The organism is Paraburkholderia sp. CHISQ3, assembly GCF_030464945.1.
GTDB classification, from domain to species: Bacteria; Pseudomonadota; Gammaproteobacteria; order Burkholderiales; family Burkholderiaceae; genus Paraburkholderia; species Paraburkholderia megapolitana.
The window spans coordinates 330,261-353,526 of sequence record NZ_JALPRG010000003.1; the positions used below are offsets into that span (position 1 = coordinate 330,261).

At 63.7% G+C, this 23,266-nt stretch carries 20 protein-coding genes; 10 read left to right on the forward strand and 10 right to left on the reverse strand.

Annotated features, from left to right (window positions below; translation table 11 throughout):
* Positions 1-66 precede the first annotated feature (66 nt).
* A complete protein-coding gene (locus M0D65_RS08510; RefSeq protein WP_266252262.1) occupies positions 67-897 on the forward strand; it encodes a DMT family transporter in 831 nt (276 codons plus the stop codon).
* Positions 898-921: 24 nt separating this feature from the next.
* On the opposite strand, the gene M0D65_RS08515 is transcribed toward M0D65_RS08510, so the two are convergent.
* Positions 922-1,515 carry a dihydrofolate reductase family protein gene (locus M0D65_RS08515; RefSeq protein ID WP_266252263.1) on the reverse strand — a complete coding sequence of 198 codons (594 nt, stop codon included), beginning with the start codon at positions 1,513-1,515 and terminating at the stop codon, positions 922-924.
* 16 nt (positions 1,516-1,531) lie between these two features.
* Positions 1,532-2,314 carry a helix-turn-helix domain-containing protein gene (locus M0D65_RS08520; RefSeq protein ID WP_266252264.1) on the reverse strand — a complete coding sequence of 261 codons (783 nt, stop codon included), beginning with the start codon at positions 2,312-2,314 and terminating at the stop codon, positions 1,532-1,534.
* Positions 2,315-2,465: 151 nt separating this feature from the next.
* Between M0D65_RS08520 and M0D65_RS08525 the strand changes: the two genes are divergently transcribed.
* The 5 genes from M0D65_RS08525 (at position 2,466) to M0D65_RS08545 (ending at position 8,009) form a co-directional block, all read left to right on the forward strand.
* Positions 2,466-3,182 (forward strand): YebB family permuted papain-like enzyme, encoded by a 717-nt coding sequence (locus M0D65_RS08525; RefSeq protein WP_266252265.1) that lies wholly within the window; start codon positions 2,466-2,468, stop codon positions 3,180-3,182.
* Entirely contained in the window at positions 3,176-3,904 is a 729-nt protein-coding gene (locus tag M0D65_RS08530; protein WP_266252266.1) for a sterol desaturase family protein, read from the forward strand. Before M0D65_RS08525 ends, M0D65_RS08530 begins: the two co-directional genes overlap by 7 nt.
* A 270-nt stretch (positions 3,905-4,174) precedes the next feature.
* Complete coding sequence (locus M0D65_RS08535) at positions 4,175-5,776, forward strand: sugar ABC transporter ATP-binding protein (protein ID WP_266252267.1); 1,602 nt, start codon at positions 4,175-4,177, stop codon at positions 5,774-5,776.
* Entirely contained in the window at positions 5,773-6,777 is a 1,005-nt protein-coding gene (locus M0D65_RS08540; RefSeq protein WP_266252268.1) for an ABC transporter permease, read from the forward strand. The genes M0D65_RS08535 and M0D65_RS08540 overlap by 4 nt, the downstream gene beginning before the upstream one ends.
* An 83-nt stretch (positions 6,778-6,860) precedes the next feature.
* Positions 6,861-8,009 carry a substrate-binding domain-containing protein gene (locus M0D65_RS08545; RefSeq protein ID WP_266252269.1) on the forward strand — a complete coding sequence of 383 codons (1,149 nt, stop codon included), beginning with the start codon at positions 6,861-6,863 and terminating at the stop codon, positions 8,007-8,009.
* A gap of 86 nt (positions 8,010-8,095) precedes the next feature.
* Here the strand turns inward: M0D65_RS08545 and M0D65_RS08550 are convergent, their stop codons facing one another.
* From M0D65_RS08550 to M0D65_RS08585, 8 genes are all read right to left on the reverse strand, one after another.
* Positions 8,096-9,112: a hypothetical protein gene (locus M0D65_RS08550; RefSeq protein WP_266252270.1), complete on the reverse strand. Its 1,017-nt coding sequence runs from the start codon at positions 9,110-9,112 to the stop codon at positions 8,096-8,098.
* Positions 9,113-9,188: 76 nt separating this feature from the next.
* Positions 9,189-10,481, reverse strand: a complete 1,293-nt coding sequence (locus tag M0D65_RS08555; RefSeq protein ID WP_266252271.1) for an NAD(P)/FAD-dependent oxidoreductase — start codon at positions 10,479-10,481, stop codon at positions 9,189-9,191.
* Between the two features lie 82 nt (positions 10,482-10,563).
* The gene (locus tag M0D65_RS08560; RefSeq protein WP_266252272.1) at positions 10,564-11,142 is read right to left on the reverse strand and encodes a phage tail protein; all 579 of its coding nucleotides are present in this window, start codon (positions 11,140-11,142) and stop codon (positions 10,564-10,566) included.
* Entirely contained in the window at positions 11,139-14,084 is a 2,946-nt protein-coding gene (locus M0D65_RS08565; protein WP_266252273.1) for a hypothetical protein, read from the reverse strand. The genes M0D65_RS08560 and M0D65_RS08565 overlap by 4 nt, the downstream gene beginning before the upstream one ends.
* An 18-nt stretch (positions 14,085-14,102) precedes the next feature.
* Positions 14,103-14,369, reverse strand: a complete 267-nt coding sequence (locus tag M0D65_RS08570) for a hypothetical protein (protein ID WP_266252274.1) — start codon at positions 14,367-14,369, stop codon at positions 14,103-14,105.
* A gap of 8 nt (positions 14,370-14,377) precedes the next feature.
* Positions 14,378-15,268: a papain-like cysteine protease family protein gene (locus tag M0D65_RS08575; protein ID WP_266252275.1), complete on the reverse strand. Its 891-nt coding sequence runs from the start codon at positions 15,266-15,268 to the stop codon at positions 14,378-14,380.
* 70 nt (positions 15,269-15,338) lie between these two features.
* Complete coding sequence (locus tag M0D65_RS08580) at positions 15,339-15,935, reverse strand: hypothetical protein (protein WP_266252276.1); 597 nt, start codon at positions 15,933-15,935, stop codon at positions 15,339-15,341.
* A gap of 94 nt (positions 15,936-16,029) precedes the next feature.
* On the reverse strand, positions 16,030-16,578 hold the full coding sequence (locus tag M0D65_RS08585) for a hypothetical protein (protein ID WP_091006828.1): 549 nt from the start codon (positions 16,576-16,578) through the stop codon (positions 16,030-16,032).
* Positions 16,579-17,273: 695 nt separating this feature from the next.
* Between M0D65_RS08585 and M0D65_RS08590 the strand changes: the two genes are divergently transcribed.
* Genes M0D65_RS08590 through M0D65_RS08605 form a run of 4 tightly spaced genes read left to right on the forward strand, consistent with a single transcriptional unit; the run spans position 17,274 to position 23,187 of the window.
* Positions 17,274-18,284, forward strand: coding sequence for an FHA domain-containing protein (locus M0D65_RS08590; RefSeq protein ID WP_091006826.1), 1,011 nt, complete (start codon positions 17,274-17,276; stop codon positions 18,282-18,284).
* A gap of 8 nt (positions 18,285-18,292) precedes the next feature.
* Entirely contained in the window at positions 18,293-22,450 is a 4,158-nt protein-coding gene (locus M0D65_RS08595) for a TOMM system kinase/cyclase fusion protein (protein ID WP_266252277.1), read from the forward strand.
* A 22-nt stretch (positions 22,451-22,472) separates the two neighbouring features.
* On the forward strand, positions 22,473-22,826 hold the full coding sequence (locus M0D65_RS08600) for a BMA_0021/BMA_0022 family TOMM bacteriocin (RefSeq protein WP_091006821.1): 354 nt from the start codon (positions 22,473-22,475) through the stop codon (positions 22,824-22,826).
* 7 nt (positions 22,827-22,833) lie between these two features.
* The gene (locus M0D65_RS08605; RefSeq protein ID WP_266252278.1) at positions 22,834-23,187 is read left to right on the forward strand and encodes a BMA_0021/BMA_0022 family TOMM bacteriocin; all 354 of its coding nucleotides are present in this window, start codon (positions 22,834-22,836) and stop codon (positions 23,185-23,187) included.
* Positions 23,188-23,266 lie beyond the last annotated feature (79 nt).

Consider the following 23,266-nt stretch of genomic DNA (forward strand, 5'->3'; position numbering starts at 1 on the left):
CTATACGTATAAACGTCTATACGTTTAAAATTCAACCTTCGACGTTTTTCCGTATCGAGGTACCGCATGATCAGTTCCATGAGCGGCTTCGTTCTGCTCGCCGCGCTGCTGCATGCCACATGGAACGCGATGCTACATGGCAACCGCGACCGTTTTCTGTCGATGACATGGATGAGCATCGGCATTGCATCGATCGCCACGGCGGTAGCGCTCTCGGTGCCTGTTCCGGCGCAGGCCGCGTGGCCCTACATCGCCGTGTCCGGCCTCGTTCACGGCCTGTACAACCTGTGCCTCGTGTATGCGTACCAACGCAGCGATCTCGGCGAGGCGTATCCGATCGCCCGCGGTTCTTCGCCGATGCTCGTGGCGCTCGGTGCGGCGATATTTGCCAACGAACAGATCCACGTCTTGCAGGCCGCCGGCATTGCGCTGGTGTCGTGCGGCATCATCAGCTTTGCGTTGCAGCGCCGGCGGCCGTCGCGCGAGAGCATCGTCGCGGCGCTGCTTACCGGAGCGACCATCGCCTTATATACGGTGATCGACGGGATCGGCGTGCGACGTGCCGGCGATCATGCGATTGCGTATACCGCGTGGATGTTCGCGTTCTACTGGCTGATGCCCGCGATCTTCATCGCGAAGCGCGGTCGCTCTGCGCTGCGCGCGTCGTTTGCCGACATCGGGACGTCGGTGTCGGGCGGTGTCGTATCGATAGCGGCGTACGGGATCGTGATCTGGGCGATGCAGTTCGGCGCGATGGGCACGGTGTCGGCGCTGCGCGAAACCAGCGTGGTGTTTGCCGTGCTGATCGGCCGTCTGTTCCTGCGGGAAGAGGTGACGTTCGCGCGCTTTGTTTCGTGTGTCGTGATTGCGGCGGGGGCCGTTTGTATTGGGCTGTGAGCTAGCTTGGGCTGAGCGCTATCGCTACCGGCCTGGCGCATACCGGTTCACGACGATTCCGCAGTCATAGGCATCCGACTGGATCAGCCTGAGGCGGGTGCCCTCGCGCGAATCGCCGAATACAGAGCGTCCGGCCCCGACCGCGATCGGGTTCACGAAGAACTGGAATTCATCGACGAGCTCCGCGGCGACGAGTGCCGAAGCAAAACCGACTCCGCCAAACGTGATGATGTTTCCTCCACCCTGGCTTTTCAGTGCGGTGATTTCCGCAGTCATATCACCGCTGGCGATCGCGGCGCGGTCCCACTGCGATTCATCGAGCTTGTTCGTCAACACGACTTTCCGGACATCGACGATGCGTTGGGCGAAAGCGTAATGGCGATTGGCGGGAAAATTTTTTGCCGCGTTGCCCCAATGGCTCAGATAACCTTCTTCCGCCATCTTGCGGCTCAGCAGGATGCAATCGATCGATTCGAACACGCGGTTGAAGTCCTGCTTCAACCGCTCGTCCCAACTCCATTCAGCGCCGAAATTCCAGACCAGCCAGTCGAGTTCTTGATTGGCGGCGGACACATAGCCGTCGACCGACATCTGCATTTGCAAGATCAGCTTTCTCACGGTTGCTCTCCTTGAGTCAGTGTTGCTCACGCCGGACGCCCTGGGCCCCGGTTTCGCCAGCATCCGCTGGCCGCTTGAGTTTTCTGAACGCATCCGGCTCCCACACGCGCATCGCCAGCAAAAGCGCGGTGCCGTGCCGCTCGCTCAATGCCTCGGTCGCCGACTCATCGTGCAACGACGTGAATTTGCGGCGCAGTTTGCGCAATTCGGCCTGCAGTTGCGCATAGGCGGATGTAGTCAACATGCCATGCACGAAATCCATCGATTCTTCCGGCATGTCGAACCGGCTTTCCATGAAATCGGGCAGTCCCCGCTGCAGGAAGTACTGGCGGATCGGCCCATCCGGCAGCCAGTCGAAGTCCCGTGCGACCAGCAAGCGGATGCGGTTGCCGGGTTTGAGATTCGCAAAGCCCATACGATCCAGCACGAGTAGATGCTTGATGCACTCGGCTTTAGACAGTTGATACCTCGACACCATGTCTTCGAGCGACCAGTAATTCAACGTGCACACAGCCACCAGCAAGAGTTTTTCGTTCGACACGAGCTGCGCTTCCTGGTCGCGCGTGAGCACGTGCAGACGTGGCACCGCCAGCTCGGCTTCCTGCAACAGTTCCGCCATGGTCAGCCCGAACAGGTCGCAGAACTGCGCGAGACGATCGATCGTCAGGCGTCCTCCGGCCAGTAGCCGCTTCACACTGGGCTCCGACAGACGCAACGCCTGAGCGACGTCGCGATAGGTCATGCCTTCGGTTTTGAGGCGGCGCTTGATGGTTGCGATGATCTGGGTAATCTCGGTCATGGCCGGGCTCTGATGATGTGGGTGCGTGGGGCAGTAAAGGTATCGAGATACGATACCGTGAGTGTGATTCTAGTCAAATAAAAACATTGAAAGTGCAAAAAGTGCGACCACGGAGCATGCTGGCCTCCGTTGTTAGCCCATGGAGACCAGTATGACCACCGGCACCCGGACAACCGATGTAAGTGGTGGGGACCACGCGCATGCAGGCTCCCGTCTCGTTCCGCACGCGGCGGGAGCGTACGGTGCGTCCGGTGTGTCGCCGGTGCATGACCTGCAAGTCGGGGATCTCGTTTTTATCCGCGTGACTGCGCGTCCGTTTCTCGAAGTGGCTTATGCCACGCTTTCGTGGACGAATCATGTCGGCATCGTTGTCGACGCGCAGGGCGACGATCCGCTGATCGCGGAAAGCACCTTTCCGTTTGCTCGCACTACCCGCATCAAGCGTTTTCTGGAGCGCTCCGAAAACGGCCGCTACACCATCGCGAGGCTCGCGATACCGCTCGACAGTCGGCACCGCAGCAAACTGATCGCGGCGACGACGAGGCGAATGGGCACGTTCTACGACACCGGCTTCAACCTGCATTCGCGACGCCAGTTCTGCTCGCGCTTCGTGCGCGAAGTTATCGAGGAAGCGACGGGCATCCAGCTCGGCGAGACGGAGACCTTCTCGACCTTGCTTGAGCGTAATCCTGATCCGAGGCTCGGTTTCTGGCGGCTCTGGTACTTCGGCCGCATTCCATGGCGGCGCCTTACCGTCACACCGGCGAGCGTGCTGGACAGTCCGCATCTTCGTGTGGTCCGCGATTCCGGCAGTGAAACGACTGCGCGCACGCAACCTTCGATCGATCAGGAGGCACGCTCATGCTGATCATCGTTTTTCTCCTGTTCGGGTTCTGCTTCGCGCTGGAGCGGATGAATCCAGGCTGGACGCTCCCACATGTGCGCACGTGGGGCGTGCGTGTACTGCTGCTCAACGGGGTTCAGCTGGGTGTGGTGGTCGCAGCGGGACTGACGTGGCAGCAATGGTTTTCATCGCGATCGCTTTTTCATCTGTCGGCGCATCTATCGCCGGTGGCCGCCGGCCTGCTGGCGTATTTCATCGCGACCTTCGTGTTTTACTGGTGGCATCGCTGGCGTCACGAATACGATCTGCTCTGGCGTGGGTTCCACCAGATTCACCACAGCGCGCAGCGGCTCGAAGTGATCACGTCGTTCTACAAGCATCCGGGCGAGATGATCGTCAATTCAGTGATTGGCAGTGTGCTCGTGTACACGTTGCTGGGGATGTCGCCCGAAGCGGGTGCGGTCTATACGCTGTGCACGGCCGTCGGGGAGTTCTTCTATCACACGAATTGCCGCACGCCACGCTGGGTCGGATATGTCTTTCAGCGCCCGGAGATGCATCGCATCCATCACGAGTACGCGCATCATAAGAACAACTACGGCGATATCACGTGGTGGGACATGATGTTCGGTACGTATGAGAACCCGCCGGCGTGGGATGGCGTCTGCGGATTCGATTCTGAGAAGGAGCAGCAACTCGGCGCCATGCTGCGCTACCGCGACGTGCATCGTGTGGAGGAACGCTGAACCGATACGATCGCCCTGTTTCTGAAACGCCCTCGCTTGCCCCGAGGGCGTTTCTTTTTGGGTTCTTCTGAGGTCGGTACACGCGCTCCGGTTGTTACGATCATTACATCTGGCGATCGAATATCGGGCTTTGATATGCAGATGGCACGCCAAACCGGCCATAAATGTTATTGACGCATCATTTCGATGATGACAAGATAACAATCGATTTCGCGACACCCGATCGCGCTACATAAAAATTTCGTCGCGCCGACGAAGGAGACAGACGAGATGAGTGCGCCGGTTCCGGCCGCGGCCAGTTCATCGCCCGAGCGAACAGTTCAGGTGCCGTCTCAGGCGCCGTTGGTCCGCGTGGCGGGCGTCACCAAACGGTTTGGCGGCGTACAGGCGCTGCGCGGCGTCGACCTCGAAGTCTTGCCCGGCGAAGTCCATGCGCTGCTTGGCGAAAACGGCGCCGGCAAATCCACGCTGATCAAGATCCTCAGTGGTGTGCACACCTACGACGAAGGCTCCATCGAGATCGCCGGTCAGAAAGTGGCGTTCGATTCTCCCGCCCGCTCGCGCGATGCCGGTATCGCCGTCGTCTACCAGGATCTGAGTCTGGTCGAGTCGCTTTCTGTGGCGGCCAACCTGATGCTGGGGCGCGAACCGCGCACCCGGCTCGGCTTCGTGAAGAAACGCGCACTGCTGGCGCAAGTCAGCGATTTCCTGCACGAACACGGCATTCCACTCGACCCGCGTGTGCCGGTCGGTTCGCTGCCGTTTGCCTACCGGCAGATGACCGAGATCTGCAAGGCGCTGATGGGCGACGTGCGTGTGCTGATCCTCGACGAACCGACCTCGGCGCTGACGGGCGGCGAAGAGCAGATCCTGTTCGACGCGATTCGCGCGGTAACCGATCGCGGCGTGGGCGTAATCTACGTCACGCATCGCTTGAACGAGGTGTTTCGTATTTCACAGCGCGTGACCGTATTCCGCGACGGCCGGAACGCAGGCATGTTCGCCACCGCCGATACCGACATGAAGCAGCTCGTCGCAGCGATCGTCGGTCCGGGGCACGCCGCGGTGCAGATGCGCGAACAGCGTCGCGGTACTGCCGCGAACGATCCTGCAGCCGCTGTCGGCACACCGGTTCTCACGTTGTCCGGTGTCAGCAACGACCGGCTGCGCGATGTGAGCCTCACGCTGCGCAAAGGCGAGATTCACGGGCTTGCGGGATTGATCGGCAGTGGCCGCACTGAGATCCTGCAAACGGTGTTCGGATTGCGTTCCGCCGATAGCGGCGAGATCGCGATCGACGGTCGCACGGTTGCGCGCCATACGCCCGCGGATGCGATCAAGCTCGGGATCGCACTGGTACCGGAAGATCGTCATCTCCAGGGGCTCGTGCTCGATCATTCGATCGAACGCAATCTGACCTTGCCGCGACTTGCGCATTTCTCGCGCTGGGGCTGGCTGCGCAGCGGCGCTGCACTCCAGCAGGCGCAGGGCGCGATGAAGAAGCTAGCCGTGAAAGCACCGGGCGCGTCCACCGACGTCAAGTTTCTGTCGGGCGGCAATCAGCAGAAGGTCGTCTTCGCCAAGTGGAATCATCCGCGGCCGGCTGTCCTGCTGCTCGACGAACCGACCGTCGGCGTCGATGTCGGCGCGCGCGAAGAAATCTACGGTGTCGTGCACGACGCGGCGCTGGCCGGAACCGGCGTGCTCGTCGTGTCGTCGGATCTCGACGAACTGCTGCGTCTGTGCGATCGCATCTCCATCGTGGTCGACGGCCGCATTGTCGATACCGTCGAGCGCGCGACGCTTGCCAACGCCGAAGAGCTTCATCATCTGATTCAACTCTCGCGGTCCTCGAACGAGCACGCAACATGAACGACTCCGTCCCGTCGCTGGCCACCGACCAGCAGGTTTCGCAAATGCAGCAACAGAGCCGCGCACGACGGCTCGCGCAATTGCTGCTGCAAGGCGACCGACCATATGCGCTCTATTTCGCCTTTGCGATCCTGCTCGTCGTCTTCAGCGTCGCGTCGCCGTGGTTCCTGTCCATCGACAACTTTCTGAACATCGGCCGCCAGACCGCGCTCGTGTCGATCATCGCGATCGGCATGACGTTCGTGATCATTGCGCGGCAGATCGACCTGTCGGTGGGTTCGACGCTTGCGTTGTCGGGCATGTCCGCGGCGCTGGCGATGGCGTACATCGGCGACAACTGGTTTATCGGCGCGGTGGCGGGTATCGGCACGGGCGCCGTGGTGGGGCTGATCAACGGCGTGATCACGACGCGACTGAACATTCCTTCGTTTCTCGTCACGCTCGGTACGCTCAGCGCGGCACGCGGGCTCGCGCTGCTGCTCACGACGACGCGCCCCGTCATCATCACCAACGACTCATTCATCTCGATCTTCGGCGAAGGCGACATCGCCGGCGTGCCGGTGCCGATCATCTGGACCGGACTCGCGGTGACCGGCGGCATTTTGCTGCTGCATTACAGCGTGTTCGGCCGCCAGGTTTACGCGGCGGGCGGCAATCCGACCGCGGCGCTGTACTCGGGCATCAACATCCGGCGCGTCACTACGCTGGCGTTCGTGCTGACCGGCATGCTCGCGGGTGTTGCGGCGCTCGTGCTGTCGGCGCGTTCGCACGCGGCGCGGCCCGATGTGGTGCAGGGGCTCGAACTCGATGTGATTGCGTCGGTGACGCTCGGCGGTTGCAGTCTGTTCGGCGGGCGCGGGTTTGTGCTTGGGACGTTGCTCGGCAGCCTGATCATCGGGACGCTCAACAACGGCCTCGTGCTGCTCGGCGTCAGTTCGTCGCTGCAGCTCGTCATCAAGGGGGCGATCATCGTCGCGGCGGTGGCGTTTACGAAGAAGTGACGCAGGGTGTGAACGGTTCGCAGTAGTCGGGCAAGTCAGGACAATCAGGAGACTCAATACATGAAGACCAACGGAGGGGAATCATGAAACAACGTCGTGTCTCGAGCGTGGTGTGGGCCAGTGTGATTGCAGCGGCAAGCCTGGCGGTATTCGCTTCGTCCGGCGCCAGTGCGCAGACGTGCATGAAGGGATTGTCGCCGGCGACGATCGGACCGAAGACGATCGTCGGGCAAGGACCGAATGGCGAAAAAGCGGCCTCCGTCGATACCGTGCAGCTCAGTGCCGCCGAAGCAGCCAAGGTGAAAGCAGGCAAATTCAAGGTCGGCATTTCGATGCAGACGATGAATCTGGACTGGTCGCAACTGCAGGTGCAGGGCATTACCGATACGCTGAAGAAATACGGCGTCGAAGTGATCGGCACCGCATCGGCCGAGTATCAGGTCGACAAGCAGATCGCCGATATCGAGAACACCATTCAGCGGCATCCGGACGGCATCATCTCGATTCCGGTCGACGGCATGGCGACGGCCGCGACGTACAAGAAGGTGTCCGCGGCCGGTATCAAGCTGGTGTTCATGGATAACGTGCCGGGCGGACTGCGTCATCCGGAGCAATACTCGGCGATGGTGTCCGCCGACAGCGAAGGCAACGGCCAGATCGCCGCGAAGGTGCTCGCGTCGTGCATTCCGCAGGGTGGCACGGTCGGGCTCGTCAACTTCGGTGTCGACTACTTCAGCACGAAGGAGCGCACCAAGGCCGTCAACGACTGGATGAAGAAGAACCGGCCCGACATCAAGATCAAGCAGGTCGACTTCACGGATCCGTCGAAGGTCGGGCAGATTGCCGGCGACTTCCTCACGGCGAATCCCGATGTGAAGGGCGTGTTCGCGGTGTGGGATCAACCGGCGCTCGATACCTTGACCTCGATGCGCGCCCAGGGCCTGAATATCCCGGTTACGACTGTCGACCTGGGCCTTGAATCCGCGATCGAAATTGCCAAAGGTGGACCGTTGAAGGCAACCGGTTCGCAACGTCCATACGATCAGGGCGTTGCCGAAGCGCTCGCGATGATGAAGTCGCTGATCGGGCAAACGCCGCCGGCCTGGATCGGGGTTCAGTCGCTGCCGGTCGTGCAGTCGAATGTGCTCGAGTCCTATAAGACGGTGTTCAAGAAAGATCCGCCGCCGCAGCTGGCGGATGCGTGCAAGAAGGCAGGGCCGTCCTGCGGTTGATGAATGGTTGATCTGAAGAGGATACGGTCGGGCCGGGCAGTGAAGCTTGCCCCGACCGTGTCCTCAAGGTCTTTACAGAGCGAGACTCAGTCGAGGCCCAGATCGCTCTTGATGTTGGCCCACGGGCTGATAATCGCGTAGGCGCCGTCTGCAGGAAGCCACTTCGGGTCTGGCGTGGGATTGGTGTCGCCCGGCTCGGCGGCCCCGACGTTCATTCCGATCAACTCCACCGATGACCCGGCCTGAGGATCGGTGAATACCGGCGCACCGCTGTCGCCTTTTTCGCTTTGATAGTCCGCGAGTAGTTGACCGGTCAGTGTGCCGCCGTCCGAAAACGTGACGGTCACGTTGTCGCCGCGGATTTTTCCGCTACGCAGCGTTTTCGCCGTCGAGGCACCTTGCATCGATACATCCGTACCGAAGCGAGGTGCGGCGGAAATGCCGGTCACCGTATAGTTCGTACTCGAGCTTTTCCAGATTGCGTTTGCCGTCGCCTGTACGCTTGCTTCAAGCGTGACGAATGCGCTGTCGCTGGCGGCCACTCCGTTGTAATTGGTGACTTCGGTGGCCGTCCCGACCTTGAATTGTTGCGACGTGCTCTGGGGCTGGAAGACATCGCTACCTTGTGCGCCGACCACATGTCCGCAGGTTACGAACCCCGCGACGCCCGAACGCGTCGCGGCGATACACAGTGTGCCCTTGCCGTTGGTGCCGCCGCCGGCCGGACACCACAGCAGCAACCCGCCCACAAGCGGCCGGTTGTAGCCGGTCTTGTTGGCATGACGTACCGCCGGTGCGCAGCGAAACGCGCGCATCGGCACACCGCCTGCCAGCACACTCAATTCCCGATGCGCGCGCCGGATTGCTGCCGTCGTGTCGGCGAAACCGATCGCGAGGCAGTCGTACACGTAGTCGACATAGCAGAGCACGATGGGCAGCCGACAGGTTCCGTCCGCCAGCGCGATGCTGATGCGTTCGTGCGCGCGCTGCACGGCCGAGTGCAGCGCGGGTCCGCTGCCGGACGCGGGGAAAGACAAGCCTTCCGGATTCAAACCTCCGGCCGATGATGCGCGACGCGTTTTTCCTTCGAGATCGGTTCGCATGATTTCACTCCTTCAATTGCGGTTGATCCTGCATGAATGTGGTCCGTCGAAAGCGCAAGCGGCGGGCCGGACCGCTTCAGGTCAACGCCTCTTGCGCCGCGCGCACGCCTTCGAAATAGGCGGCCTGCAGCGTGCCGTAGTACTCGATGTTGGTTGCTTCGCCTGCGAAGTACAGGCGCTTCACCGGTTTGCGTAACGTCTCGCGGGCTGCTAGTGCATCCGGGTCGTCGGGGCCGCCGCCTTTGAACGCGGTATACGAATACGCCCCACGCGCGAACGGCTCCTTGCTCCAGTTCGTGATCGCCTCGCCGGTCGTGAAGCACACGTCTTTGCAAGCAGTTTTGATGCGGTCCTTGAAGAGCTTGATGACCTCGTCATCGGCGATGGCGTCGAGTACGGCAGCGAAATCCCCGGCGGCATGCGCGACGAGCACGTCGGGCGCATGAGGAAGGCGGTAGTACTGCCAGACGCCGGCCGGTTCGTTTTCGATCAGGAAGTAGTTGGTGCCCGGGACGATATCCTCCGGTGGCGTGCGTAGCCGCAGCGCGAGCTTCTTGTAGGAGCCAAGACGCAGCACGGTGAGCGCGTTGCGGTGGGCGGGTGGGAGCTCCGGCGCGAAGGCGATGCCGTCGTTGCCAAGAATCGACACCGGCACCGTGACGATGCAGGCGTCCACGACCAGGCTCTCGCTGTTGAAGCCGAGCGTTACTTGGGTATCGTCGTAGACGATCTTCGAAACGATAGCTTCGAAATGCTCGAAGTAACGATCACCGCGTTTTGACCTGATGTCCTCGCCATAAGCGGCGACCAGGCTGCCTATACCTCTCTTCACAAAGAGATTGGGCCCGTGGTTGCCCCCGGCTTCTCGTGCGCGGTCGGCTGCGATGTACTGCCAGCTTTCAGCCGATTCGGTAAACGGCCCATACGTCGAGGCCGCATGGCCGAACAGTTCGGCGTTGTCGACTTTGTCGGGTCTCGCCGACACGATGACATTGGGATGCTCGCGCGCCTTCTCGTAGGAAACCTCGATCCTGTCGATGACGTGCTGAACATCGCGATTGCGGAATGGCTCCTCGCTTACCCACCCGTCGCCCGTTTCCACGCGCAACATGTAATCGGCTTCTTCCTCGACGGTTTCGAAGTCGAGCTGCTTTGCAATCTGCGTCAACGGATTGATGCCCGGGTCCTGGATGTACTGCGCACCCTTGTCGAACGCAAAACCGGCAATCGACGTGGTGTCGGTGCACGCACGTCCGCCGTAGCGGCCGGTGGCTTCGAGCAGATGGACTTCGGTAACCTTGCTGTTCGCGAGCAGTGTGTAGGCAGCAGCGATGCCGGCAAGGCCACCGCCAATGATGGCGACTTTCATGAGAGCACTCCTTTTGCGGTAGAGAGCACGACGGGGGTGGAACAACCTGCGGCGGATCGCTCCGCCGTTTTTGTCGCGAGGTTCAGCGATAGCGGATCAGATAGTTCAGCGCGAGGTTCAGCGCGCGCGTTTCGGACGACACACGCGGCGTGCCGTGTGTACCGTCGGTCGTCACGCTGGTCGTGACCTGATCCGGTTGCGGCATCAGCACCGGGCTGCCCGCAGGCTCAGCGGTATCGGGGCTTTCCATCGTCGACGTATAAAAGTGCTCGTGGCCCTGGAACGCGTCGGCCTGATACGAGCCGACGTGATCGCCGGACGCGCCTCCCGCCGGATTGGCGACGCGTGTGGCCGCATCCGGATCGTTACCTGCGCCGCCGTCGACGCCGCGCACGAAGCGGCCGCGCAGATCGGGCACGTTGAAGTCGGTGGCATTGCCGCCGAAGCTCGTGCCGATCACGCCATACAGCTGCCAGTACGCCTGCGCGGAGTACAAACTGCCGTCGCAATAGAGCCAGCCCTTCTGGCTCAGATCCGTGCGGATCTGGTTCAGCGTGGCGGAGTCTGTGTCCGTGTTCGCCAGTAGTCCGGCGTAGGGAATCACCGCGCCGATCGGCCATTCGTCGTGCGCGGGGTGGGGACGCAGCAGAGGGAGTTTCATAGGACCTCCTTGAGTGGGGGGAGCGGGCCAAAGCGCGGCAGCGCGTCGCCGGCCTGCAGGTAGATGAGCGGCAAGGGCAGGCGCAGTGTCCAGCCGGGCCGCACGAGGGCAGCGGGCACGTCTTTGCTGCGCTGTTCTTCGAGCGGCGCGACTGTCGAGCCGCTAACCGGTACATCGGCGATGCCGTCGGGGCGCGGCAGCGGCGGGCTCGGCCAGCGCGGCTGCCACTGCAGCGCAAACAGCAGGGCGGTTTGCGTATCCGGAAGGAGCGGCAGCAGGACCCATGCGACACGCGCATCGAGGAAGCGGCGGAACAGGCGCGCCGAAGCCGGCTCGGTGAACACGGACGCAGCGGGCGCATCGGTCAGTCGCGGACCGGCGCCAGCCACCGGCGAGTCGTAGTGCCAGCTCATGCCGGACCAGTCGAGCAGACCGGTCAGAACCTGCGGATCGGTGGTCGCGCTGCTCGCGCACAGCAGACCGAGGCAGGCAGCCTGCAACACCTGGCGCTGTACCTCGCCGCCCTGACCGGCACTGGCGCTCGCGATGGACCCGGCGAGCCCGCTGTCGTAAGCACGGGTCTGTTCCTGCCAGGCCAGCAGCAACTGGTTGTAGACGCGCATCTGCCAGTCGACCAGCAGCGGGTCCACGACGGCCTTGCTGACCGGATCGGTCAGCGTGACGCGCTGGCAAACCAGTTCGACACTCAGGCCGAACAGCGGCGCATCGCTCATCACGGTGACCGGCACCGCGCCGCGCAAACCGATCACAGGATCGCTGCTCTTGAAGACCGTCGTGCCGAGCCATGCGGTGCCCGGTGCGGGTGGCGTGACGCTCAGATTGCCGACGCTCGTCGATGACGACGCAGACGGTACGACGACGGTGATCGCCGTCGGCGGCACGACCGTGTCGCCCGGCAGTGTCGTACCGCCGACGCTCGCCGCGAGGCTGAACGCGGTGCTCGCGAGCGCGAGCGTCGCCGTACCCGAAGCGACGGCGTAGCCATCGGGGATGCGCAATAGCGACGTATCGGCAACCGTTACGCGGTTGATCTGTGCCGCGACGGTGAGCTGGTCGGCGGGCGGCGCGGGCAGATCGGCGAGACCGTACTGCGCGCCCCACGCCTGGTAGTTGGTGGGCGTGACGAGCGTGTAGCCCTGGCCTTCGGCGGTCGCGAACGCGGCCAGCTGCGTGGGCTTCACGAGCGGCACCGGGCCTTGCGCCGCCACCTCGGCGATCCACGCGCGCGCTGGCGTATCGATCTGCAATGCGAGAACGAGGCGCCGCCCCTGTGGTTTGAGCGATACCCGCATCAAGCGGTCGACCCAGCGATACACGCCGACCAGTCGCTCGCCGTCGCGGTTATCGATGGATTGCGATTCGCGCCGCTCATGCCACTCGCGCCAGACGTCGCGCCGCTGGGTGCTCACGCGGTCGGCGACTTTTTGCGCGGCCTGTTCGCTCATGCGCTGCACCAGGCGCGCGACGCTGCTGCCGTCGAGCTTGAGCTTGCCGGAACCGTCGGCGGCGCTGCCGGTGAGCAGCAGGTTCAGGTTGCTGTAGCTCGGCGTCACGTTGCTCAGGTTGCGCACCAGTCCTTCGGTGCACATGGCTTCCTTCAGCGTGTCGGCGAGCTCGCTCGCGGCGTCGCTCTGGCTCGTCTGATCGTCGGTGCGGCTGCGTGCTTCGCGTTGCTGCGTCTGCTGCTCGCTGCTTTGCACGCTGCGTTCGTGTCGCTCCTGGCGTTCGCGCGGCATCAGGTTGACGACCTCGGCGAGCTCGCCGGATGCATAGCCCTTCAGATGCTGGCGCGCCAGTTCGAGCTCGCCGACACCGAGCAGCGACCATTGGCCGGTGACCTTGGGGGCGGGTGCATCGGCAGGCGTGGCGGGTTCTGCCGCCGGCTTTTCGACGGTGCCTGCGAGCGGCGCCGCAGCGACCGCGTCCGGCAGGGCGGGCGTCGCGTATAGCAGCAGGCGCCGGATGTCTTGCGCGCACAGTGCGGGGTTCTTCGCGTTCAGTGCCTGCAGGTAGTGAAGCACGCGCAACACGTCGACCAGTCCGGCGGCCAGCGTTCCCTGTGCGGCGCTGCCCACCAGCGCGAGCGCGAATACGCTTTGCCACGCATCCTGCTGCGCGCTGACGCAGACTGTGCTGGCGAGGAAGTCGCTCACGGTTTCGCCGAGCAACTGGTGCGCTTCGTCGAGCAGCTCGTCCAGCGTGCGTGGTCCTTCGGTCGCGAGCAGTGCGACGCGGATGGCCGGCAAGCGGTTGATCGGCGCGGGCTGCGTGGACAGATCGGCGATAAACGGCGGAGACGTCTTGCAGAACGCGGTGGCCGCCTGCTGTTTCTGCGCCGCGGACCCCGGCCCCGTGAGCGCGGCCAGTTGCGTGTACAGCGCGAGACTCGACGGATCGGGGACGCGCATGTAACGCAGCAGCGCGTCGGCGAGTTCGAGGGCGCTGGGTGGGCGCAGCCACAGCAGCGGGAAGAGATCGGCGGCGCCGGGCAGTGCTTCGATCAGCACGTCGTCTGGATCGTCTGGCTCGTCCGGCTCCGGTGGCACCGGGATCGGCGGCGTGGGTTGCGGCTTCCATTGAGCGATCGCATCGGAGTAGAACTCATCCGTCTTGAGGGGCACGTTGGCCCACAGCAACGGCGCCGTACCCTCGTGTTCGTGGCGCAGGCTGAGCGTGACGTCGACGGGCGGGTCGTTCGTGCCGAATGCCCACGTGGCGTAACGCTGCTCCGTGGCGCCGAGACCGAGCGTTCCCGTGTAGTGATGCGGGCCGCCGGGTCCCGCCAGCTGGGTTAACTCCAGCTGGATACGCTGCCCGTTGTCCTGCCAGCGCCAGACCACGCGCAGCAGCACGCCGGTACGCGCGGTGATGTCCCACTTGCCGTCGCCTTGCGGCACCGGCGCTCTGGAGGATTCGCTCATGACGGACTCCGGTAGGCGTCAGTTTTGCGGTGTGCCGATCGGCCAGGACGCGATCACCTTGTGCACGCCTTCGGCCTGTGTGAGCGGATAGGACGCCCACAGATTGGCCTGCGTCGCCGGGCCGCCTGGGGTACCCGCTACGCTGCTGAGCGTGAGCGTCAGTTCGAGCGGCTCGGTGGCCGTGCCGAATCGCCAGATGCCTTGAGCCGCGGCACTGGGTGTGCTCTTGAGCGTTGCCTGGTAGTCACGCGGTACGCCGGGACCACTGGTCTGGGAAATCTTCAACTGGACGCTCAGGCCGTCGCTCGACGGTGTCCAATCCACTTCGAGCGTGACGCCGCCGCGTATTTCGCCTTTCCATGGGGTGGTGGGGGGCGTTGGTGTCGGCGTTGGTGTCGGCGTTGGTGTCGGCGTTGGTGTCGGCGTTGGTGTAGGCGTCGGAGTCGGAGTCGGTGTAGGAGTTGGTGTAGGAGTCGGCGTTGGTGTCGGAGTTGGAGTTGGAGTTGGAGTTGGAGTTGGAGTTGGAGTTGGAGTTGGAGTTGGAGTTGGATCGATGTCGATGTCGATGTCGATGTCGATGTCGATGTCGATGTCGATGTCGATGTCGATGTCGCGCCGACTCCATCTGGATCTTCTTGTTCCACATACACGGAATACTCGGAGACGTACGACGTGTTCTCCCAGTACACACCGGCCTGGTACGTAGCCGCGTTGTACGGCACGTTGTGAATCAGTCCGTCGTCCGGATCGAAGACATTCACCGTGGCGCTGATATCGTTGGTGCTGATGCCGATGATCACCACCCAGTGGCCCTTGTTGTACTTCGGCTGGCGCTTGCCACCCGGATTCGTGCTCCCCACGATGGCCAGCAGCGGTTCGCCGATATTGATCGAGCCGTAGATTTCGGCCGGCGTGGGAAACGGGCGGCCGTCCATGCCGTTGGCGAAGCCGAGGTCGATGAGCGCCCCCGCTGCGGATTGCTGGACGTTGATGTCGGCGTTGACCGGCTTGCCCGCTGGCGACTTGGCCCATGCCGTCGCCAGCTCCTGATCGGATGCAAAAACCGGAACGGGTCCGGAGCGTCCCTGGCTGTGATACCAGTTGATGATCGATCGCGCAGCGCACGCCCAGCATGAGTTGGGAACGGCCTGCTTCGCAATGGGGTAGGGGTCGAGTAACGGCATGATGGTTTACCTCAGCATGGAGTGGTGTACGGGCGGATGGAGCGTGACGAGGCAAAGCGCGTTCATGGGTTCACCTGTATCCCGAAGCAAGGTCCGCAAGCTCGCGCGCGTCCAGCCGCTCAAGCGCCGGAAAGCCTGCCGTTTCGGGCGGAGATGTGATGACCCATGCCCCGTCCGGTGTGGGCAGACTGCGCTGCGTGCTGCAGCCGTTTTGCACCACGACCAGATCCAGCAGCGAGTAGGCGACCTGCAGTGCGGCTCCCGGGTTGACGAAGCCGGTCAGCACGTAAGGACTGCCGGAATAGCGGGCAGAAAAATCCAGCGGGCAGTCGCTCCGGTTGATCAGTTGCAACGCACCGGCCACGGTGGCTTCCTGCGTGTCGAGCGCAAAGAAGCGCGCGCCGTTGCGCTGCTCGAGGCGGGCGACGATCGCGCTGTCCGAACGCGCGCCGACCGCGATGCTCAGGTAGGTCACCTGAGTCCGACGCTCGGTCACGCGTGCTTCCAGCGTCAGCCATGGCGGCACGAATGCGGGCGCGGTCACTGCGCCCATCGCCGTGACCCACACGTCCCACACCATGTGATTCGCGCAGAGCAGCCGCGCACGCGCCGGCTGGGCCGTGCGATTGAGCAACTGCAGCGTGGGGGCGGAACGGGGCGCGGTCATGTCGATTCCCTGGACGCGTGATGGAGATACAGGGCTACTGGGCCGTGAGGCGGATCGGGCGACGTCCGCGAACGGCGCCGCCCGGCTCCGGCCTTTAGAGCGCGCTGAGCGTGAAGTAACCCGACTCCAGATCGGTGTTGTCGAGCTCCGCGGTGACGACCGCGCTGGGGTTGGTGGTCTGGGCGGTGTCCGTCGTCACGCCGTTGATCACCGCGTACATCGAGTACGTGCTGCCGATCTGCAGCGTCTTGACGAGGAACGAGTTCTGCACGACGACGCTTTGCAGGTACACGCCGTTCTTCGAGATGTTGAAAGTCACCGGGCCGATGGTCGTCTTTTGAAAGACCATCTGATCGGCTGCACTGCTGGCTTCGACCTTCATTTCGAAGTCGTACGTGCCTTGCAGGTTGTTCTGCTTGACCTGCGCGACGAAACCCATCGCCCCGGAGACCGTGGCGGGCGCGGACGTGTAGGTGTTGCCTTCCAGGATCGTGCTGGCGGTGACCTGGTAGGTGTCGTCGGACGGAACTTGCAGGGAAGCGCCCGGAGCGATGCCGGGCAGGCGGGCCACAACCTGTTCGCCTTTGTTCACTACGAACTGGGCGATGTATTGGGTCGTGTTCAGAAAGGTCAGTGCGCTCATTTTGAATTCCTCGGTGCGGAAAGCTAAAGTTGAAAATCACGAATGACGGCGAACGGGTCCGCTTCGATCGACGGTCGTCTTCATTGAAGAAAGCGCGACGCATGGGTATCGAAACGAAGGCTCAGAGCACAGGGTTGGCAGGATTGCTGCGGATGCAGAAAAAGCACTAGCGAACCGCCGTCAACCCGTGAACATGTCCTGTCGTTCTGAGTTGATTCATGGTGGTACGTGGCAGTCGCCGCATCAATTACAGGCCATTACACCGAGGCAATGCGCCATTTCCGCGGCTTTGCAGCGGGCTTTACACACAGCTGTATTGCGGCATTGTGTCGGCGGCGAATCGGGCAATGAATTGGGTCGAGAATGAGACAGTGAATGAAGTAACGAACGGGGCAATCAAGCGTGCAGCGCGGGCAATAGCCGGATAGCCGTCGGCAGCTACGACATCAGTGTGGCGCGTCATCCAGTACGCATATTTTTATTCGATTTGAATCGCCGATTTCAACGCTTGCATGCTTATTTTTCCTCATGCACTATTCACTGGCCTATCCTGAAAATGCGAAATACAACGGATAAAGCCTTTAGATGTCGGTGACCGAGGGTGGTGATAAATGGCGGGAGACCCGTGGCCATGTTCATTCGCCTCACTGACCTCTATCGAAACCATAAAGAAATGACCTCCTGAAGGTGTGGCCATGGCGACACTCAAAAATAGTTTCTCTGGGGAGTCGTGTCTGCTGCGCACGCATCATCTGTTTGGGCGGGATGGCGCGCGTTGCGATACGGTGATTGGCGATCCATACGTGTCGCGTATGCACGCGCACATCCGCTGGATGGGCGGTCGCTGGGAACTGCACGATCACAGCAGCAACGGCACCTTGGTGTCGGGCACGCTCGTGCGCGACGGCGAGCGCGTCGTGTTGCAGCAGGGCGATCTGATCCACTTCAGCAAGGCGAGCGCGGCGTACTGGCACGTCGACGAACTGAACGATCCCGCCGACATGCTGTGGCCGTTGCGCGATCCCGCGCGGCCGATCGTGCTCGACAGCGCTCACGTGCTGCCTGGCGACGCGGTACCGGCCGTGACGATCGTTCGATCTGCCGACGGCGAGTGGCTGTGCGACGACACCTCGACGTTGCGCGTGCTACGCGACGGCGACGAGGTCGTATCGGGCGATCTTGCGTGGCGGCTGGTGCTGGCGCGCAGCCACGCCACGATGGTGCTGCCCGAATCGTCCGGCATGCCGGTGTCGCTGCAGCGTATCGACTTCACCGTGAGCCGCGACGAGGAGCATGTGCAGGCGGTACTGCACACAAGGGGCGGCACCGCCGATCTCGGTGAGCGCGCCCATCACTATTGCCTCGTCACGCTGGCGCGGATCTGCTCTACGGATGTGCAGGCCGGCTACGACGCCGCATCGCAGGGCTGGGTCGATCTCGAAGTGCTCGCGCGCATGCTGGGCACCGACGTATCGCACGTCAACGTACAGATTCATCGCGCCCGTGCCCAGGTGGCGGCGCTGCTGTCACCCGATATGGCGCAACTGGTGGAGCGGCGGCGCGGCAGCGTGCGCTTCGGCACGCTCGGGTTTCGGGTGTTTCGCGGCGAGTTGCTCGAATGCCAGTCCACACCCGCCACGCAGATCGGCAGCGCACTGTACCGGCCGGTGCCCGCGGTGACGCTGCCCTCGTTGCACGCAGGTTAAGCGCAGTCATGTCGCCGCTTCTTGCCGGCACACGCGCGAAATCGCGCGTCGGGTCTGACGCGTCGCCGGTGTTGCCGACGGCCGCTCTTCCGTTGTTGCCGCCCACGCTCGACCTGCAGCGCAGCGCCGCTCCGTCCGCGCTTCCCAACGACGTTCCCGAGGTGCCGCGCTACCAGCTCGGCGCACTGCTTGGCGAAGGGGCGACCGGCTCCGTCTACAAGGCGACGCGGCTCGATACGGGCCACACCGTCGCCGTCAAATTGCTGCGCGAAGACGCAACGCAACCGGCCGCGGAGCGTTTGCGCTTGCGCGCGCGGTTTCAGCGCGAAACCGAACTGTGTGAAAGACTGCATCACCCGCATGTCGTTGCGCTGCTCGACAAGGGTGAGACGCCCGACGGCCGGCTGTTCGCGGTGTTCGAGTTCGTGCCGGGCCGCACGCTGCGCGACATGCTGACGGCTGACGGTGCGTTGTCCGCCGTCACCACCGGCCTCCTGATGACCCAGGTGCTCGACGGACTGGCGAGCGCGCATCGCCAGGGCGTAGTTCATCGCGATCTGAAGCCGCAGAACGTGATGGTCACGCTGGCCGACGGCGAGCCGCAGGCCAAGATTCTCGATTTCGGCATCGGTGCATTGCTGCCCGACGCGCGCCGCAGCAACGAGCGTACGGAGCGTACGCTCATGCAACTGACCGACGTACTCGGATCGCCCCAATATTGTTCGCCGGAGCAGTTGCGTAACGAAGAACCGACGCTCAGGAGCGATCTGTACGCATGGGGTCTGCTGGTGATCGAATGTCTGACCGGGCACGCGGTGATGCAGGGCGCGAGCGTTGCGGAGATCCTGTATCAGCAGTTGAGCCCCGTCGATGTTGCACTGCCGCCGGCGATTGCCGCGCATCCGCTTGGCACGGTGTTGCGCAAGGCGCTGAACAAGGACCCGCGACAGCGGGCTGGATCGGCGGAAGAACTTGGCCGGCATTTTCGCGAGATCCACTTTCCCGCGCTGGTCGGCGAGCTCAACTATCGTCCCGCGCGGCTGGCTGTGTCGTCTGCTGTTGCAGCGGATATGTCGATGGGTGTCGCGCGCAACGGCAACGGGGCCGGCTCGACGCCGGCGGCAGCGGCGGTGGCGGGTGAGCGCCGCCAGGTCACGACACTCTGTTGCAGCGTGACGATCTCCAGCGACGGCAGCGTCGATGCCGCCGCGCTTGCCGATGAAGATGCGGTCAGCGTCAACCGCGATGCACTGGACGCTTACGCCGCGCAGTGGCTGACGCAATGCTCCGACATCGCAATCCGCTACGGCGGCCAGGTGGCCGGCACGCTCGGCGATACGCTGCTGTTCTACTTCGGCTATCCGGACGGTATCGACCGGGCCGCGCGCCGGGCGGCGCGCGCGGCGCTCGACATGGTGCATCACGCGAGCCATGCGCAGGCCACACGTACAAACGAAGCGGACAGTACCGCTGTCTGGCACGTCGACGTCGCTGCGGCGATTCATGTGGGGACCGTGTTTTCGCACGCGTTGATGGCACCGATCGGGGCCACGCAAAGCGAAGCCATGCGGCTGCAGCGTCTCGCGTCTGCAGGACAGATCCTGCTGAGCCACGCTGCGCGGCGCTCGCTCGAACGCCACGCCGACTACGTGCCCACGCCGTTGTACTTCGCCACCTCCGGCGTGGCCGCACGGCCCGTGTATGCGCTGCTCGGCGAGCGTCGCGAGCAGGCGCAGTTCGATTCGCTCGACCAGGGCGTCCCCGCGCCGATGATTGGCCGCGACCGCGAACGAGCGGTGCTGTTGCAGGCGTGGCATGCCGTCGTGGAGCGGCAGCCGCACGCGGACTCGCGCAGGAGCGGACGACGCCAGCCGGCGAAACTCGTGATCGGCGAGGCGGGCATCGGCAAGACGCGTCTCGTGCATGAACTCTGCGAGACGGTGCGGTTACAGCATCAGGCGTTCGCCCGTTGCGTGTGCCTGCCCGAACAGATGAACCAGGCGTTGTTTCCGATCCTGCGCTTCGTCAAGGAGCGTTGGCAGATCGATGTGGACGGTCCGCGAGATACCGCGCTGGCTGTGCTGGAGACGATGATCGCACCGCTCGATTGCGATCACGCCGCCGCGCAGGCGACGCTTGCCGCGTGGCTTGGGCTGAGCGGCGACATCGGCGGGCTGCGCTGGTCAGGCATGCGTCAACAGCAGACGTTGTTCGACGTGCTGCGACAACTGCTCGCATCGCTCGGAAATGGCGCGCCTGTGTTGCTGGTGGTCGAAGACGTGCAATGGATCGATTGTGCAAGTGCCGATTTTCTCGAGACGCTGCGCCAGCATCCGGACAGTGCGTCGATCTGGCTGGTGCTCACATCGCGCCCGGAACAACTCGCGCGCTGGCGCGGCGCGGCCGACCGGCTGGTGCTGCGGCGTCTGTCGCGCAGCGACACGCGCAGCCTGATCGCGACGCTGTTTACCCACGACGACATCGATCCCGCGTCGCTCGACTTTCTCGCGAACCGTACCGCGGGCATACCGCTCTTCGTCGAAGAGATCATTCGCGAGCTCGTGGTGAGCGGCGCCGCGACGGAACCGGGCCGGCCGCTGTCGAGCCTGACGACCTCGGAACACTACCCGCTGCCGGGCACCTTGCGCGACATGCTGGAGCTCGCGTTCGACCGCGTCGATGGCGCACGCGATACCGCACAGCTTGCGGCGACCATCGGTCTCGAAGTCGATGCGCAACTGCTTGCCGCCGCATCGCCGCACGATGCGGTTGTCCTCGAGGAACATCTGCGGCGGCTGCTCGAAGCGCGGGTCGTCTACGCGCAGCATCGACTGGACGGGGTGTCGTACGCATTCCGGCACGCGTTGATTTGCGAAGCCGCGTATGAGTCGATGCCCGCGCCGGTGCGGCGGCGCAATCACGAACAGGTCGCCCGTGCGTTGAACCAGCGAGCGGGCGGTGCGGCTCGTGTCGCTCATCATTTCGCGCAGGCCGGCATGTTTGCCGAGGCGGTACCGCACGGTATCCAGGCGGCCCGGCGCGCACTCGAACGTGCGCTACACGACGATGCGATTCGCTACGCGGAGGCCGTGTGCGGCTGGCTCGCGCACAGCCGGCACGCGGAGCGCGACCAGGACGCCGCGCGTATCGACCTGGTGCTGACCCATGCGTGCATGGCGCGTTTCGGTTGGGCCGATCCACAGGTGCGCGTTCATGCCGAACGGCTGCTGGGACGCGTCGACTGTCTCGACGATGCGCAACTGGCGGCCAGCGCACTCTGGTCGCTCGCGACCTATCACCATGTCGCAAGCGACCGCGCGGCGGTGCGGCAGATCGGTGCGCAACTGACGGATCTCGCGAGAACCTCGGGCGATGCCGGCATTCGCGTGTCGGCGAACGCGATGCGGGGCATGGGGTTATGGATCGATGGGCATTACAGGTTGGCCCGCACGGCGCTGGAAGCCGCGCTGAGCGAATACGACGTGCTGCGCGACGCCGATCACCGGCGCATCTTCGGCCTCGATACACGGGCGTGGTCGATGGCGGCGCTGGCGAGCGTGATGTGGTGCCTCGAAGACGGCGCCGAGGCGGCGCTGACGATGGCGCGCGAAGCCGTCTACCGCGCGACCTGCACGGATCATCTGCCGACGCTCGGCGTCACGCTGATGTATCTCGCCCGCATGCAGCAATGCGCGGGCGATCGCGACAGCGCACGCGATACGTCGGCGGCGATTCTACGGCTGTCGCGCAACTATGGACTGAGCGCGGTAGAGCGCTACGCAGCGATCATTCATGCATGGTCCGACGACGACCGCGCGGCCGTCGTCGCACACGTCGATGCACTGCGCGCATCGGGATGTCTGCTGGGGCTGACCTACTACGCGTCGCTCATCGCCGAGATCGATGCGGCGCGCGGCGAGTGGGACTCGGCGCTGGCCGGCATCGACCGGTGTCTCGCGTGGTGCGAGTCGCTCGACGAGCGCTACTACGAAGCCGAACTGTTGCTCAAGAAAGCCCACTACCTCGACCGGGCCGGCGCGCTGGGCCACGCCGCGGCTGCTGCTGCGGTGTGCCGCCGCGCGCTCGCCGCTGCGCAGCGCGGCGCGATGTCACGTGTCATCCAGAAAGCGCAGGACGAACTGCGCCGATTGCAACCAGCGGTCTAACCACTCCAACGGGAGAGCATCGATGAGTCAGCTTGCCAGTTTTCCGACTTACAACCAGTTTCTCGAGTACCGCGCCGTGATCGTGCAGGCGATCGCGGCATCGTGGCACGATCCGGTGTTTCTCGAAGAGCTGATCGCGCATCCGAAAGCAGCGCTGCTCAAGCGCTTCGACTATCACTACCCGCTCAACCTTGCACTGAAGGTGCACGCCGACAGTGCGACATGGTCGCCGCCCACGGCGGGCGGATGGATCACGAAGCAGGAGAACACACTCGAACTGATGCTGCCGCCCGCACCGGCGCAACACGATCAGTTTTCCATCGCGCTCGCGGCATACAACGCGAAGCACATCGACATCCTTTCCTGCGACGAGTGAGGCTGACATGGCACTGAACAATACCGTCCCCACCCTGGAGTCGATGCTGGAATTCCAGGAGGTGTATCTGCGCGCAATCGCGCTGTCCTGGCAGGACGCTGAATTCCGCTCGGCGCTACTGGCGAATCCGTCCGACGCACTGGGACGTTACTTCGACTATCAATGCCCGTGGCTGCTCGATCTGCGGGTGACCGCGGCGGGCCCGGAGTTCGGCTGGAATCCGGCGACGCAGCGCTGGCGGCTGCCGCAGAACGCGATGACCTTCGGGGTGCCGGCCCGACCGCAGCCGGCAGTAGAAGAGGCCGTGGCACTGTCGGTCTACAACGACGCGGGACCGAGCTACCTGTTCACCTGCTGCTGACGCGCAGGGTCTGACCTGAAGGGGACGAGCCGGTGGCTTACGCCGGCTTGTCCCACTTCGTCCTCAACCGCTCATGTCG

Bases quoted from the DNA above. Each gene is read 5' to 3' on its own strand.
- M0D65_RS08560 (WP_266252272.1), bottom strand. From the start codon at position 11,142: ATGAAACTCCCTCTGCTGCGTCCCCACCCCGCGCACGACGAATGGCCG.
- M0D65_RS08565 (WP_266252273.1), bottom strand. From the start codon at position 14,084: ATGAGCGAATCCTCCAGAGCGCCGGTGCCGCAAGGCGACGGCAAGTGG.
- M0D65_RS08605 (WP_266252278.1), top strand. From the start codon at position 22,834: ATGGCACTGAACAATACCGTCCCCACCCTGGAGTCGATGCTGGAATTC.
- M0D65_RS08540 (WP_266252268.1), top strand. From the start codon at position 5,773: ATGAACGACTCCGTCCCGTCGCTGGCCACCGACCAGCAGGTTTCGCAA.
- M0D65_RS08550 (WP_266252270.1), bottom strand. From the start codon at position 9,112: ATGCGAACCGATCTCGAAGGAAAAACGCGTCGCGCATCATCGGCCGGA.
- M0D65_RS08535 (WP_266252267.1), top strand. From the start codon at position 4,175: ATGAGTGCGCCGGTTCCGGCCGCGGCCAGTTCATCGCCCGAGCGAACA.
- M0D65_RS08585 (WP_091006828.1), bottom strand. From the start codon at position 16,578: ATGAGCGCACTGACCTTTCTGAACACGACCCAATACATCGCCCAGTTC.
- M0D65_RS08530 (WP_266252266.1), top strand. From the start codon at position 3,176: ATGCTGATCATCGTTTTTCTCCTGTTCGGGTTCTGCTTCGCGCTGGAG.
- M0D65_RS08545 (WP_266252269.1), top strand. From the start codon at position 6,861: ATGAAACAACGTCGTGTCTCGAGCGTGGTGTGGGCCAGTGTGATTGCA.
- M0D65_RS08525 (WP_266252265.1), top strand. From the start codon at position 2,466: ATGACCACCGGCACCCGGACAACCGATGTAAGTGGTGGGGACCACGCG.
- M0D65_RS08600 (WP_091006821.1), top strand. From the start codon at position 22,473: ATGAGTCAGCTTGCCAGTTTTCCGACTTACAACCAGTTTCTCGAGTAC.
- M0D65_RS08590 (WP_091006826.1), top strand. From the start codon at position 17,274: ATGGCGACACTCAAAAATAGTTTCTCTGGGGAGTCGTGTCTGCTGCGC.
- M0D65_RS08520 (WP_266252264.1), bottom strand. From the start codon at position 2,314: ATGACCGAGATTACCCAGATCATCGCAACCATCAAGCGCCGCCTCAAA.
- M0D65_RS08580 (WP_266252276.1), bottom strand. From the start codon at position 15,935: ATGACCGCGCCCCGTTCCGCCCCCACGCTGCAGTTGCTCAATCGCACG.
- M0D65_RS08510 (WP_266252262.1), top strand. From the start codon at position 67: ATGATCAGTTCCATGAGCGGCTTCGTTCTGCTCGCCGCGCTGCTGCAT.
- M0D65_RS08595 (WP_266252277.1), top strand. From the start codon at position 18,293: ATGTCGCCGCTTCTTGCCGGCACACGCGCGAAATCGCGCGTCGGGTCT.
- M0D65_RS08575 (WP_266252275.1), bottom strand. From the start codon at position 15,268: ATGCCGTTACTCGACCCCTACCCCATTGCGAAGCAGGCCGTTCCCAAC.
- M0D65_RS08555 (WP_266252271.1), bottom strand. From the start codon at position 10,481: ATGAAAGTCGCCATCATTGGCGGTGGCCTTGCCGGCATCGCTGCTGCC.